We start from the raw sequence: 14,819 nt of genomic DNA on the forward strand, positions 1-14,819 counted from the left end.
GACCCCTGCCCGCCGCCTCAGCCGCCGTCCTTCCCGCCGTCCTTCGCGCCGTCCCCGCCGCCGAAGGCGGACTCGAACTCGTCGATGTCCTCCTGGCCCAGCGAGATCAGCGAGAAGTCCGACGGGGTGTGGCCGCCGGAGCCCTCGTCGGCGTGCCGCACCAGGCCCTCCAGCACCGCCCGCCAGCGCTCGGCGAGGTCCGCCAGCTCCGCCCCGCCGAGCAGCCCGGCCGGCGACTCCAGGACGAAGGACAGCTCGGGGCCCTCGGGCAGGTCCCGCGCCCGGCCGTTGATCTCCAGCACGTGCCGCAGCGGCATCGCCGGGTCGACACCGCCGGGCATCACGTGCTCGCCCGCCGACGTCCACGGCCGCCCACCGGCCGCGGAGCCCACCCCGGCGTCCGCGTCCGCGGAGCCCGCCTCCTCACCGGAACCGCCGAACCGGCCCAGGTAGTTGAACCCGATCTGCGGCGCCGCCAACGGCGCGAGCACCGACCGCGTGGCCGGGTTGGCGTACCTCAGCAGCCCGTACCCCAGACCGTCGCCCGGCCGCTGCCGCAACTGCTCCTTGACCCGCTTGATCAGCCGCGCCACGTCCTCCCCGCCCGCCCGGACCTCGGCCGGGTCGATCGGCCCGGTCTCCAGCCACACCGGGTGGACGGCGGTGAACCAGCCGAGGGTGCGCGTCAGGTCCATGTCCTCGGACAGCGGCACCCGGCCGTGCGCCTCCCGGTCGACCAGGAAGCCCTCCGGCACCGGCCTGCCCCGGGCGCGCAGCCACTCGCCGAGCGCCGCGGCCAGACCGGACAGCAGCACGTCGTCCACGCCCGCGTGGAAGGCGGCGGGCAGGGCCGCCAGCAGCGGCCCCGCGGTGCGCGCCGGGACGGTCAGCTCGGCGCGCGAGCGACCGCCGCCCGCGGTGTCCACGCGCGGGTCGAGCGGCCGGTCGGCGAGCGGGTCCTCGACCCGGTCCACCACCCGCCGCCAGTCCGGCAGTTCGTCCACCGTCCGCTGCGCCCGGGCCCGCTCCGCCAGGGCGACCGCCCAGCGGCGGAACGACGTCGCCTCGGCGGCGACCGCCGCCCCGGCCGCGTCCGCGCCGCCGGCGGCCAGGGCCGCGTGGGCCAGGGCCAGGTCGGGCACCAGCACCCGCCAGGAGACGCCGTCGATCACCAGGTGGTGGGCCGTCAGCAGCACCAGGCCGCCGCGCCCGGCGCCGCGCTCCAGGAGCACGGCGCGCAGCATCACGCCGTCGCGCGGCGCGAGCGCGGCCTCGGCGGCGGTGGCCTGCTCGTCGACCAGCGCGTCCAGCCGCTCCCCGTCGAGGCCGGCCGCGTCCACCCGGGTCACCAGGTCCGCCGCGGCGACCGCCCAGGACGTGCCCGGCTCGGGCACCACCAGCTGCTCCTCGTCCTCCTCCAGCCGCGCCCGCAGCACCTCGTGCCGGTCGAGGACCGCCTGCAGCGCGTCCGCCAGCTGCCCGGTGGTCAGGCCGGGCGGCGCGGTCAGCAGCATCGCCTGGCTGCCCGCCCGGGCCACCGAGCCCGCCCGCCGCGCGACCTCGCGCATCACCGGGGTCAGCGGGACCGGGCCGTAGGGGACGTCCTCGGCGTGCTGCGCCTTCGTCCCGTCGACCGGTCCGGCCACCCGTGCGAGCTCCGCGGGCGTGCACAGTTCGAAGACCTGGCGCGGGGAGATCGCCAGGCCGGCCTTGCCGGCCCGCCCGGCCAGCAGCATCGAGGTGATCGAGTCGCCGCCGAGGACGAAGAAGTCGTCCTCCGGGCCGACCTGTTCGAGGTTCAGCACCTCGGCGAACAGCCGGCACAGCAGCTCCTCCGCGTCGGTGGCCGCCTCGCGTCCGGCCGCCCGGCCGGCGAAGACGGGCCGGGGCAGGGCGGCCCGGTCGAGCTTGCCGTTCGCCGTCACGGGCAGTGCCCCGAGGACGGTCACCGAGGCCGGGACCAGGTAGTCGGGCAGCTTCCCGGCGAGGTGCTCCCGCAGCGCCTCCGGGTCGAGGGCGGACTCGTCGCCGCCGGCCGGCACGGCGTAGCCGGCCAGCCGCTTGTGGCCGTCCTCGTCCTCGACCGCGACGACGAGCGCCTGGGCGACGCCGGGGTGCGCGGCGAGCACGGCCTCGATCTCGGCCGGCTCGACGCGGAAGCCGCGGATCTTGAGCTGCTCGTCGGCGCGGCCGAGGAAGAGCAGCTGCCCGTCCGGGGTCCACTGCGCCAGGTCGCCGGTGCGGTACATCCGGGCGCCCTCGGGTTCGTCCTCGGCGGGGAAGGGGCAGGCCACGAAGCGCTCCGCGGTGAGTGAGGGACGGCCGAGGTAGCCGCGGGCCAGTCCGGCCCCGGCGAGGTAGAGCTCGCCGGTCATGCCGACCGGTACGGGCCGCAGGAAGGCGTCCAGGACGAACACCCTGGTGTTGTCCATCGGCCGCCCCAGCGGCACGGTGTCGGGCACCGCGTCCGGGTCGGTGAAGGGCAGCTGGGTGGTGAAGGCGGTGGTCTCGGTGGGGCCGTAGGTGGTGCGCACCACCATGCCGGGGTGGGAGCGCAGCAGGGTCCGTACGGCGTTCGCGGAGACGACGTCGCCGCCGGTGGAGACCTCGCGCACGCCGCCGAAGATGTGCGGGGCCTGCTCGGCGAGCACCCGGAAGTGCCCGGCCGTGGCGTGCACGTTGGTGACCTGCTGGGCCGCGATCAGCCGGCCGCGTTCGACGGTGTCGATGTCCCCGGGGGGCACCAGCACCAGCCGGCCGCCGTGCAGCAGCGTCGTCCAGATCTCGTAAGTGGAGGCGTCGAAGGCGTGGTTGGCCTGCACCAGCACCCGCTCCAGGGCCCCGCTGGACCAGCACTCGTCGAGGCAGAACGCGAGGACGCTGCCGTAGGTCACCGCGACGCCCTTCGGCAGGCCGGTGGACCCGGAGGTGTAGATGACGTACATGAGGTTCTCCGGCCGGACCGGCACCGGCGGGAAGGCCCCGGCCTCCGCGTCCGCGTCCGTCTCCTCGGCGGGCTCCGCCGCCAGGCGCAGCACCTCGGCGGGGGCGAACAGTCCGGCGTCGGCCAGGCCCCGCCCGGCGTTGGGCGCGTCCACCAGCACGACGGCCGGGCCCGCCTGCGCGGCCACCGCGCGGAGCCGCCCGGCCGGGTGCCGGCCGTCCATCGGCAGGTACGCCGCGCCGGCCTTCACCACCGCCAACAGCGCGGTGATCAGTTCGGGCGAGCGCTCGGCCACCACGCCCACCAGGGTTTCGGGGCCCACGCCGAGCCCGGCCAGCCGGTGCGCCAGGCGGTTCGCCCGCCGGTCCAGCGCGGCGTAGGTCAGCTCGGTGTCCCCGGCGACCACGGCCACCGCGGCGGGGGTGCGGCGCACCTGCCGCTCGAAGAGCTCGGCGAGGGTCGCCTCGGGCAGCTCGCGGCGGGTCCGGTTCCCGGAGCCGTCCAGGTCCCGCCGCTCCTCGCCGGTCAGCACGTCGAGCCGGCCCAGGGGCACGTCCGGGTCGGCCGCGACCTGGCGCAGCACCAGCGTCATCCGGTCGACGAGGCCGCGGGCGGTGCGCTCGTCGAACAGGTCGGGCCGGTAGTCCAGCCGGATCTCGGTGTCGTCGGCCGGCGTGACGACGACGGTCAGCGGGTAGTGGGCGGCCTCCTCGCCGCCGCCGGCCGCCACCCGCACCCCGGCGGGGCCGCGCCGGGAGACCCAGGCGGGCATCGGCGGCGGCTTCGACGTCCCGTCGGCGGGCGCGGGCGGCTCCGGGCCCGGCCCACGCCCCAGCGGGCCGCCGGCCTGCTCCCCGCTGCGCAGCGCGGTGCCGCCCAGGCCCTCGCCCGGGGGCGGGGGAGCGGTGGGCCGCGGCGCGCCGGGCGCGGCCGGGTCGGCGGCGGGGGCGGCCATCGGGCCGCGGGGGTAGTTCTGGAAGACCATCAGGGTGTCGAAGACCGCGCCCGGGCCGCCGGCGCGCTGGATCTCGGGCAGGCTCAGCTGCTGGTGGTCGAGCAGGGCGGCCTGCTGGTCCTGGAGGGCGGCCATGGCGGTGCGGAAGGGCACGGCCGCGTCCAGGCGCACGCGCACCGGCACGGTGTTGATGAACAGCCCGACCATCCGGTCGGCCTGCGGCACGTCGGCGGGGCGGCCGGAGACGGTCGCGCCGAAGACCACGTCCAGGCGGCCCGACAGCTTGCCGACCAGCAGCGCCCAGGCGACCTGGAAGACCCGGTTGAGGGTGACCCCGGCGTCGCGCGCGGTCTCCCGCAGCCGGTCGGTGAGGTCGTCGCCGATCCGGTCGATCACGTGCCGGAGCATCACCGGCGGGCCGCTGCGGTCGGCCGGGCCCACCAGGGTGGGCTCCCCGGTGCCGGCCAGCATCGCGCGCCAGGCCGCGCGCGCGGCGTCGGTGTCCCGGCGGCCCAGCCAGGCGAGGTAGTCGCGGTACGGCGGCACCTTGGGGAGCACCGAGGGGTCGCCGCCGTTGTCGTAGATCCGCCACAGCTCGTCGAACAGGATCGGCAGCGACCAGCCGTCCATCAGGATGTGGTGCATCGTCACCACCATCCGGTACCGGTCGGGGCCGGCGCGCAGCAGCAGCACCCGCAGCAGCGGGGGCAGGCCGAGGTCGAAGCGCCGGGCGTCGGTCGCGGCCAGGGCGCCGGCGCGGGCGTCGGCCTCCCGCTCGTCCAGTGCGCCGAGGTCGGCGTACGTCCACGGGATCCGCACGCCCTTGGCGATCACCTGGACGGTGTCGCCGGCCGCGCGGGAGCGGAAGCCGGCCCGCAGGCTCGCGTGCCGGTCCAGCAGCGCCTGCCAGGAGGCCTGGAGCACCTCGGGCCGCAGTTCGCCGTCGAGGTTGAGGACCCGCTGCCCCACGTACACGTCCCGGGGCGCGTCCTGGTCGTACGAGGCGTGGAACAGCAGTCCCTCCTGCAGCGGGGAAAGCGGCCACACGTCCTCGACCGTCAGCTGGCTCATCGTGCTCTCCGTTCGGGTTGGTCGGGCCGTTCGGGTCGGTCGGGGCCGGCCGCCGCCTGGGGCGGCGGCAGCAGGCGCAGGGGGCCGCCGCCGGGCGGCGGCGGGGGCGGGGCGCCGTAGCCGTCGGCCGGGTCCGGCCCGGCTTCGGGGCGCGGCGCGGGCGGGTCGGCGAACTGGGTGCGGTAGAGCTCCGCGTACAGGCCGCCGGCGTCGACGAGCGCGGCGTGCCGGCCGCGTTCGACCACGTGCCCGTCCTGGAGCACCAGGATCTGGTCGGCCTCGCGGATCGTGGACAGCCGGTGCGCGATCACCAGGGCGGTGCGGCCGGCCAGGGCCGTCCACAGGGCCTTCTGCAGGGCCGCCTCGGACTCCGAGTCCAGGTGCGCGGTGGCCTCGTCGAGCACGACCACGGACGGCTTCTTGAGCAGCAGCCGGGCGATCGACAGGCGCTGCTTCTCGCCGCCGGAGAAGCGGTAGCCGCGGTCGCCGACGACGGTGTCCAGGCCGTCGGGCAGCGCCGCGACCACGTCCCGGACCTGCGCGGCCTCGCAGGCCTCGACGAGCTCCGCCTCGGTGGCGTCCGGCTTGGCGTAGAGCAGGTTGGCGCGGATGGTGTCGTGGAACAGGTGGGCGTCCTGGGTGACCATGCCGACGGTGTCGCGCAGCGAGGCCAGGGACAGGTCGCGCACGTCGACGCCGCCGATCCGCACGGTGCCCCCGGTCGGCTCGTACAGCCGGGCCACCAGCTGGCTGACGGTGGTCTTGCCCGCGCCGGAGGGCCCGACCAGCGCGGTCAGCCGGCCCGCCGGGGCGCGGAAGCTCACCCCGCGCAGCGCCTGGGCGGTGCCGGAGCGCTCCGGGGCCGGCAGCGACAGCGTCTCCAGCGAGGGGAGGGAGACCTCCTTCGCGGCCGGGTAGCGGAAGGAGACGTCCTCGAACTCGACCTCCGGGGCCCGGCCCGGGCCCGGTACGGGCAGGGCGACGGCATCGGGCCGCTCCACGATCAGCGGCTTCAGGTCCAGCACCTCGAAGAGCCGGTCGAAGGAGACCAGGGCGGTCAGGTAGTTCGACTGCAGGTTGGAGAGCTGGTTGATCGGGCCGAAGAGCCGGGCCAGCAGGGTGGCCAGGGCCACCAGGGTGCCGATCTGGATGCTCCCGGCGACCACCAGTTCGCCGCCGACGCCGTAGACCACCGCGGTGGCCAGCGAGGCCAGCAGCGTCACCGTCACCAGCAGCATCCGCGCGTAGACGGAGGTGACCACGCGCACGTCCCGCACCCGGGCCGCGTTGCCGGCGAACCGGCCGTCCTCGCGCTCGGGCCGCCCGTAGAGCTTGACCAGCAGCGCGCCGGCCACGTTGAAGCGCTCCTGCATGAGCGAGCCGAGCTCGGCGTCCAGCTGCATCGAGGTGCGCAGGTTGCGCTGCAGCCGCCGCCCCACGACCCGGCCCGGCAGCACGAACAGCGGCACCGTGACGAGCACCACCAGGCCGATCAGCCAGGACAGGTAGAAGATCGTGGCGACCACCAGGCAGAGCACCAGCAGGCTGGAGAGCACGTTGGACAGCAGCACCGTCACCGCCTGCTGGGCCTCCATCACGTCGGTGTTGAGCCGGCTCACCAGCGAGCCGGTCTGGGTGCGGGTGAAGAACGCGAGCGGCTGGCGCTGCACGTGCCGGAAGACCTCGGTGCGCAGGTCGTAGATCAGCCCCTCGCCGATGCGCGCCGAACTTCGGCTGACCAGGAAGCCCACCAGGGCCTGCAGCAGCGCCAGGACCGCCACCGCGACGGCGGCGCCCGCCACCACGGCCCGGTCGCGCGGCACGATGCCGCGGTCGATGAGCTCCTTGAACAGCAGCGGCGTGGAGACGGTGATGAGGGCGTCGACCACGGTCAGCGTCAGCAGCGCCACGATCTGCCGCCGGTAGGGCCGCAGGTAGGGCAGGATCCGCCGGGAGGTGCCGGGCCTGACCTGCCCCCGGGCCGGCTGCGTCCCGTCGCCGGGGGTCGCCCGGATGGTGATCAGCGGGCCCGGGCCGCTCGTCATGGCGCGACGACCTCCCTGCCGTCCGGCGCCGCGGCCGTCGGGGCCGGCGGGCGCTGGTCGGTCCAGACGCGGTCGACGTACGCCAGGCACTCGTCGCGGGAGCCCCGGCCGCGGGCGATCCGCCACCCGGCGGGCACCTGCGCGAACCCGGGCCACAGCGAGTACTGGCCCAGGGGGTTGACCAGCACGAGGTAGGAGGCGTCCGGGTCGTCGAAGGGGCTGGTCATCTCGGTCTCCTTGCTTGTTCGGGTGCCGCCCGCCGGGGCGGCGGGGGAGGGCAGCGGCGCGGCGCTCTCACCCGGAGGGCCGGGCCGTGAAGCGGCCCGCCTTGCCGAGCACGTCCGCCGCGCGGATGCGCAGCGCCTGCTGGACGGCGAACTCCGCCAGGTAGGCGCGGAAGCCGTCCGCCGGTTCCAGGGCGAGGTTCACCATGCGGCGGTTGGCGGTGACGGCCGGGTCGCGCAGCAGCTCCAGGGCCCGCTCGACGGCCCGGTCGAGGTCCGCCGGGTCGACGACCTGGTCGACGAGCGTGCGGGCCTCCGGGTCGCTCGCGCGCACCCGCCGCCCGCCGAGGATGATCTGCCGGGCCAGCCGGGGGCCGGTCACCGCGGGCAGCCGGAAGTCCGCCGCGCCCGGGACGATCCCCTCCTGCGCGGCCGGCAGGCTCAGGTAGGCGTCGGAGGCCGCGAGCACGTGGTCCACCGCGAGCAGCAGCTGCATGCCGCCGCCGATCGCGAAGCCGTCCACCGCGGCCACCCACGGCATGTCGGTGAACGGGTAGCGCCAGGACGCGTCGTCCGTGCGCAGCCCGAGCAGCAGCTTCCTGAGGTAGCCGAGCTCGCGGCGCAGCAGGAACCCGACGAGGGTGATCTCGCCCGCGTGCAGGCGCTTGAGGTTGATCCCGGCGCTGAACACCCGGCGCCCCGCGTAGCGCGGGTGGGTCATCTCGCCGCCCCGGATCAGCCCGATCTCGCACCCCTCGTCCAGCAGCGCGAGGTCGACCGCGGTCTCCATGTCGTCGACCTGCTGCTCGTCCTCGGCGTTGAGGCGGTCCCCGGCGCACATGGTGATCCGGGCCACCCCCGCGCGCCGCTCCAGCCGGGTGCTGTCCATCCGCACCACCCCGGTGGCCCGGAACTCCCCGAGCAGCTCCAGCGCCCGCCCGGTGGGCCGCAGCATGGAGTCCATCAGGTGGCCGCCGGCGGCCGGGCCGCGCAGCACGCCGCGCAGCAGGACGCCCAGGTCGACCTCGTAGCCGAGGCGTTCGGCCACCGGCAGGGCCCGCTCCGCCCGCAGCTGCGCCGCGGTGGGCACCAGGTTCGGTACGGCGCGGGCGGCGCCCTCCACCAGGGCGTCCAGCCGCGGGCGCAGGGTGCGGCCCGCGGTGATCCGGTCGTAGAGCTCCTCGGCGTGGCGGTCCAGGAAGGCGGTGCGCCGCGCGCGGCCGGCGTCCAACTCCCGCTCGGCGCGCTCGCGCTCCTCGCCGGTGCGCGGCCCGGGCGCGGGGAACGGGGGCAGCAGCCGCGCCGCCCGGTCGAGCCCGTCCGCGGCGCGCTCCCGTACGGCGGCGGGCGCCCGCCCGGTGGCCGCGCTCACGCCGTCACCCCGTCCGGGGCCCGGGTGCGCCGCAGCGCGCGGTCGCAGGCGGCCAGGTGCGGGCCGAGCGCGTCCTCGAAGCTCATCCACTGGGCGTCGAAGGCCAGTTGGCGGCGGATCGCGAGTTCGGGGCCGGACAGGCGGCGCAGCAGCCGGGCGGCGGCCGCCAGGGTGCGCCCAGGGTCCCGGCTCACCTGGTCCACCAGGCACCGCTCCAGGGCCTCGCGGGCGGTGATCGGCACCCCGAAGAGCACCGTGCGCCGGGCGCGGGCCGGCCCGAGCTGCTGGACCAGCCGGTAGCCGGCCATGCCCGGCCAGACGGCCTGCCCGTGGAAGGAGGGCAGCAGCCGCAGGTCCGGGGCCGCCACCCGGACGTCGGCCGCCAGCAGCAGGTCCAGCGCGACGCCGCCGCACTCCCCGCTCGCCGCCGCCAGGGTGGGCAGCCGCAGCCGCTCGAAGCGCCGTACCGCCCGCTCCCACTTCGTGACGGCGGCGGTGTCGCCCGCCTTCGCCACCGCCTCGCCGTCGGGGGCGCCGGACAGGAACAGGGTCGCGGCGTCGGCGCCGGCGCTCTCCGCCTCGTCGCACAGGGCGCCGAGGGCGGCGGTCAGCTCGGCCGAGATCTCCCGGCGGCCGTCCACGTGCAGCACGGGGCCCTCGGGCAGGGCGTTGACGGGCATTGCGGTCTCCCTAGGGTCGGTTCACCACTGGATGAGCGCGGACTCGATCGTCGAACCCGGCCCCATGGTCATCAGCACGCCGTAGTCGCCGTCGCGGACCACGCCCTCCCGCAGGAGCCGGTCGTAGGAGAAGAGGAACGAGCCGCTGGAGACGTTGCCGAAGTCGCGCAGCACGGTGATGGTGTGCCGCAGGTCGTGCCGGGTCAGCCCGAGGTTGACGGCGACCGCGTCGATGACCTTCTTGCCGCCGGAGTGCACCAGCCAGTGCGCGACGTCGTCGCGGCGCAGCGAGGTGCCCGCCAGCAGCCGGTCGACGACCCCCTCCACGTGCGCGCCGACCAGGTAGGGGACCTGCGGGTCCAGGAAGAAGCTGAAGCGGCCCTGGTCGCGGTCCCAGTCGTAGCGCATCGCGTCGATCGCGTCGACGATGGTCACGCTCGCGGTCCGCAGGATCCGGGGCCCCTCCAGCCGGCGGCCGGGCCCCTCCTCCTCGGCCTCCTCGTCCTCGGCCCCCTCCGCCGGGCGGCGCCCGTCGTTCACCGGGTCCGCCACCACCGCCACCGCCGCGGCGCCGTCGCCGAACAGGCTGTTCACCACGGCCGTGCGCATCGTGGCGTCCATCGTGTACGCGGCCGAGCAGGCCTCCGAGCAGACCATCACGGCCAGCCGGCCCGGGTTCGCCGCCGCCCAGTTGCCCACCACCGCCAGCGCGTTGAGCCCGGCGTTGCAGCCCATGCCGACGATGTCGGCCCGCGCGGTGTGCCAGTCCATGCCCAGCTCGCGGATCAGCAGCGCGCTCAGCCCCGGCGTCAGGAAGCCGGTCGAGGTCACGCAGCACAGGTACGCCACCTCCGACAGGTCGGCCCCGATCCGCTTGAGGCACAGCTGCAGCGCGTCCGCCCCCATGCTCACGGCCCACGCCTTGTGCTTGTCCAGCAGGTCGCCCTGGCTCTCCCGGAGCCTGGTGCCGTCCGGCGCCGCCGGCGGCAGCACCAGCGAACGCTGCCGGATGGAGCCCAGCAGGAACACCGAGCGCACCCGGCGGTCGGTGATCCCGAACAGGTCCAGCAGCTCCTCCTGGGAGTAGTGCTCGGGCGGCACGGCGGTGCCCACGCTCACGATGCGCGGGACCGTGGCGGCCGGCGCTCGGTCCAGGGCCGTGGTCATGGTGCGTCACTCTCCGTTCCGGGTACCGGGCACGTCACCACCGTGCGTCCACCACCGCGCGCCCCACCGCCGCGCGTCTCCTCACTGAGCGTCTCCACGAACCGCACCAGCCGCTCGACGCCCTCGACCACCTGCCCGGGCGTCAGGTAGCTGATCGACAGCCGGATGTCCCGCTCGCCCCCGCCGTGCGGATGGAAGAACTCCATCGGCGTCCAGATCACCCCGAACTCCCGGGCCGACCGCTCCAGCGCCGCCGTACCGGTCCGGAAACCGGTGCGCAGCGTGAGGAAGAAACCGCCGTCGGGCCGGTTCCAGCCCACCCCCAGCTCCCGGCGCCGCCGCTCCGGCAGCCACCGCTCCAACTGCGCGAGCGTCGCGGCCATGCTGCGCCGGTAGTGCTCGGCCGCCCGCGCGTTCAGCACCGACAGCCGCCCGTCCGAACCCAGCAGCGCACCCGCCGCGGCCGCCTGGCTGAGCGAGGACGTGTTCACCGTCACCATGCTCTTCACCTTCGCCAGGTCCCGCGCCAGCAGCCGGATCCCGCCGCGCCCGTCGCGCACCTCCTGGTCGGCCACCACGTAGCCGACCCGCGCACCCGGGAACACCGTCTTGGAATAGGTGCCGAGCTGGATCACGCTCCTCGACGTGTCGAGCGCCTTGAGCATCGGACACCGCGGCCCCGGGCCGCTCAACCGGTAGGGACTGTCCTCCAGGACGAGCAGACCCTGGCGCCCGGCCAGCTCCAGCAGCCCGGTACGCGTCGGAAGGTCCAGCGTCGACCCGGTCGGATTCGCGTGGTCCGGCACCACGTACACGGCCCGCGGCCGGCGGCCCGCCGCACGCTGCGCCCGCACCGCCGCGTCCAGGTCCGCCACCACCAGCCGCCCGTCACGCTCCGGCACCGCGACCACCGGGATGTCCAGCAGCCGCGCGGCCCCCATGATCCCGACATAACAGGGGGTCACGAGCAGCAGCACGTCCGCGGGCGTCGCGAACAGCGCGCGCAGCACCAGGAACATCGCCTCCTGCGCACCGACCGTCACCACGATCGCCTCGGGCGCGACCTCGAACCCCTCGTCCTGCCGCAGCGAGTAGGCGATCAGCTCCCGGATCTGCCCCGCCGCCGGCCCGTACTGGTAGAAGCCGCTGCGCACTTCGGCCGGCCCCGCGCCCCGGCTCTCCAGGTAGGCCGCGTACCGGCGCAGGTAGGTGTGGACCTCCTCGACCTCGAAGAAGCCGTCATAGGGGCGGCCCGGCGCGAAGGACACCGCGTCCGGGTAGCTGGACGTGATCTCGTTGAGGAAGTTCATCCGGTCGAGAACCGGGTCCTCGATGCTCGAGTGCAGCGTGGTCGAATCGAGCACCATGGTGCCCGCCTTTCCGTGGACGAGCCGCCGTGCGGCACCCCGTCGGACGGCGGATGCCAGGGCTCGCGTGAAGGACGCGCGGCAGGGCGACGGTGCGGCGGCGCCCCGTGGGCGGATCGCCGGTACCGTCCTCCCGCGTTCGAACATCGGTCGGTCTCGACGTCGGTCTCATGGCGGCCCCTCGGACGGGCCACGGGCTCCGGCGGCGCCACCGCGGGCGCACCGTCCGAACGGCGGCGGCGCGGTGCCCGCACGCGAAAACCGCCGTCGGGCACCGGGCCGAAGGCGGCGCGAGGGGGTACCGAGATCCCAGCACGCCCTGTCGCCGCTTTCGCACCGGCCGCGGTATCCGACGGATATCCGGAGCACAGGGCCCTGTCTGCTGTTTGTCCTCGTTCCAGTACGCGCCCCCGGGCGAGGGGCTGTCAAGCGCTGTGGGTTTCCGCCCCGTCACAGCCTGCTACCGGATGCCCGGTCCCGCCGCCGCGTCCGCGGCCCCGGCGCCGACCGGCCCGCCTCCGCGCCCCCGCGGCGCCGGCCCGCCCGGGGCGCCGTCGGGGGAGCGTCCGGGGCCCCATGGCCGGGCGGCCCCGGAGGCCCGCCCGCCGGTCCGGTCCACCGCCGCCGGCCCGCTCCGGCCGGTCGCCGTCCGATCATGACCCGTCACCTGACGTGGTCTCAACCACTGGGACAAAAGCCCAGGTTGGCGCCGAACCGGACCGGCCGGCTTGACGGAATTCGCCAACCCCCCGCCCCGCGCGCACCGGGCATTGACCCGAGCATGACGCCGTGTGAGGGTTCGGGCACCCGAGCGCGGACGGCCCGCACGGCCGTCCCCCGGATACGGCTGCGCGGCGCGCCACCAGCCCCTACCGTCCGCGGTCGAGGACCCCCACATGCGAGGAGCCTCGATGCAACGCAGAGTCACCGCAGGCAGGTTGCTGACCACGGCGACCACCCTGACCGTGCTGGCCGGCATGATCGCCGCCGCCACGGGCCCGGCCACCGCCGCGCCCACCCCCTCCCCGGCGCCGCCGAGCGCCCTGGCCGCCGCCGTCAACGCCGCCGACGCCGTCGCCGCGGCCGGACTGGACGCGCTGGCCAAGGGCCCGGGCGAGACCTACGAGCGCAAGACCGTCACCCCCTGGCTCGGCGGCCTCTACTCCGTCTCCTACGAGCGCAGCTACCACGGCCTGCCGGTGGTCGGCGGCGACGCGGTCGTCCTCGCCGACGCCCAGGGCAAGGTCCGCGCCCTGCAGTCCGCCGCCACCGGCCCCGTCGGCGGCTCGACCGCCCCGCAGGTCAGCGCCGAGCACGCCGAGAAGACCGCCCGCACCAAGCTGGCCGCCGTCGACTCCGTCGAGTCCCGCCGCCTGGTCGTGCGCGTCAAGGACGGCACCGGCCGCCTGGCCTGGGAGACCGTCCTCACCGGCCACAAGGGCAGCGCCCCCAGCCGCCTGCACGTCTTCGTGGACGCCACCACCGGCGAGGTCGTCGACAGCTACGACGACGTGCGCGCCGGCACCATCAACAGCGAGTGGAACGGCCCCGCGCCCGTCACCATCAGCACCACCAACTCCGGCGGCTCGTACTCGCTGCGCGACCCGAACCGGCCCGGCCTGTCGTGTTCCGACTACAGCACCGGCCAGGTCTTCTCCAAGTCCAGCGACTCCTGGGGCACCGGCAGCGCCTCCAGCAAGGAGACCGGCTGCGGCGACGCGATGTTCGCGGCCCAGAAGGAATGGGACATGCTCCGCGACTGGCTCGGTCGCAACGGGCACAACGGCAACGGCGGCAGCTGGCCGGTCAAGGTCGGCCTCAACGACGTCAACGCCTACTGGGACGGCAGCACGATATCCATCGGCCACAGCCAGGCCAACAAGTGGATCGCCTCCATCGACGTCGTCGGCCACGAGTTCGGCCACGGCATCGACCAGTACACCCCCGGCGGCGCCAACAACGAGTCCGGCCTGGGCGAGGCCACCGGCGACATCATGGGCGCGCTGACCGAGTCGTACGCCAACGAGCCCGCCCCGTACGACTCCCCGGACTACACCGTCGGCGAGATGATCAACCTGGTCGGCAACGGCCCGATCCGCAACATGTACAACCCCTCCCTGGTGAGCAACAACCCCAACTGCTACTCCTCCTCCATCCCGCAGACCGAGGAGCACGCGGCGGCCGGCCCGCTCAACCACTGGTTCTACCTGCTCGCCGAGGGCTCCAACCCCGGCGGCGGCAAGCCCACCAGCCCCACCTGCAACAACTCCTCCGTCACCGGCATCGGCATCAAGGACGCCGGCCGGGTCTTCTACGGCGGCATGCTCCTCAAGACCAGCGGCATGACCTACAAGCGCTACCGCACCGCCACCCTGACCGCCGCCAAGAGCCTCGACCCGACCTGCACCTTCTTCAACCGGGCCAAGGCCGCCTGGGACGCCGTCAGCGTCCCCGCCCAGAGCGGCGACCCCACCTGCTCCAACAACGGCAGCAACGACTTCTCGCTCTCCCTCGGCCCGGCCTCCGGCTCCGCCCAGCCCGGCGCCTCCACCACCTCCACGGTGAGCACCGCCGTCACCTCCGGCACCGCCCAGACCGTGAGCCTCACCGCCTCCGGCCTCCCGGCGGGTGTCACCGCGAGCTTCAACCCCTCGTCGGTGCAGGCCGGTTCCTCCTCCACCCTGACCCTGTCCGCCGCCTCCAGCGCCGCGACCGGGACCTACCAGATCACCGTCACCGGCACCGCCGGCGCCACCACCCACACCGCCCAGTACAGCCTCACCGTCGGAGGCGGGGGCACCCCCAACCCCGGCGGCACCTGGACCGCCGGCACCACCTACCAGGCGGGCGACGTCGTGACCTACAACGGCGCCTCCTACCGCTGCCTCCAGGGCCACACCGCCATGGTCGGCTGGGAGCCGCCGAACGTCCCGGCGCTGTGGCAGGCCGTGTGACCCGCACGCGCTGACACCCCGTGAAGCCGCTGCGCCGCGG

General features: G+C 75.3%; 7 protein-coding genes and 1 pseudogene. 1 reads left to right on the top strand and 7 read right to left on the bottom strand.

Annotated features, from left to right (window positions below; all coding sequences use genetic code 11):
• Nucleotides 1-17: 17 nt before the first annotated feature.
• From ACFU7Z_RS22315 to ACFU7Z_RS22345, 7 genes are all read right to left on the bottom strand, one after another.
• On the bottom strand, nt 18-4,970 hold the full coding sequence (locus tag ACFU7Z_RS22315; protein WP_380779126.1) for an amino acid adenylation domain-containing protein: 4,953 nt from the start codon (nt 4,968-4,970) through the stop codon (nt 18-20).
• Entirely contained in the window at nt 4,967-7,015 is a 2,049-nt protein-coding gene (locus ACFU7Z_RS22320; RefSeq protein WP_380779129.1) for an ABC transporter ATP-binding protein, read from the bottom strand. The genes ACFU7Z_RS22315 and ACFU7Z_RS22320 overlap by 4 nt, the downstream gene beginning before the upstream one ends.
• Entirely contained in the window at nt 7,012-7,242 is a 231-nt protein-coding gene (locus tag ACFU7Z_RS22325) for an MbtH family protein (RefSeq protein WP_074005399.1), read from the bottom strand. Before ACFU7Z_RS22325 ends, ACFU7Z_RS22320 begins: the two co-directional genes overlap by 4 nt.
• Before the next feature lie 67 nt (nt 7,243-7,309).
• On the bottom strand, nt 7,310-8,611 hold the full coding sequence (gene dpgC, locus ACFU7Z_RS22330) for a (3,5-dihydroxyphenyl)acetyl-CoA 1,2-dioxygenase DpgC (RefSeq protein ID WP_380779131.1): 1,302 nt from the start codon (nt 8,609-8,611) through the stop codon (nt 7,310-7,312).
• Nucleotides 8,608-9,291 carry an enoyl-CoA-hydratase DpgB gene (gene dpgB, locus ACFU7Z_RS22335; RefSeq protein ID WP_049659703.1) on the bottom strand — a complete coding sequence of 228 codons (684 nt, stop codon included), beginning with the start codon at nt 9,289-9,291 and terminating at the stop codon, nt 8,608-8,610. Before dpgB ends, dpgC begins: the two co-directional genes overlap by 4 nt.
• A 21-nt stretch (nt 9,292-9,312) precedes the next feature.
• Nucleotides 9,313-10,458, bottom strand: a complete 1,146-nt coding sequence (gene dpgA / locus ACFU7Z_RS22340; RefSeq protein WP_074005401.1) for a 3,5-dihydroxyphenylacetyl-CoA synthase DpgA — start codon at nt 10,456-10,458, stop codon at nt 9,313-9,315.
• A complete protein-coding gene (locus ACFU7Z_RS22345; protein WP_063780398.1) occupies nt 10,455-11,825 on the bottom strand; it encodes a PLP-dependent aminotransferase family protein in 1,371 nt (456 codons plus the stop codon). Before ACFU7Z_RS22345 ends, dpgA begins: the two co-directional genes overlap by 4 nt.
• Before the next feature lie 941 nt (nt 11,826-12,766).
• On the opposite strand from ACFU7Z_RS22345, the pseudogene ACFU7Z_RS22350 reads away from it, so the two are divergent.
• Nucleotides 12,767-14,740: pseudogene (locus tag ACFU7Z_RS22350) on the top strand (M4 family metallopeptidase); the annotation flags it as partial.
• Nucleotides 14,741-14,819: the final 79 nt, after the last annotated feature.

This window comes from Kitasatospora sp. NPDC057518 (genome assembly GCF_042802075.1).
Classification (GTDB): Bacteria; Actinomycetota; Actinomycetes; order Streptomycetales; family Streptomycetaceae; genus Kitasatospora.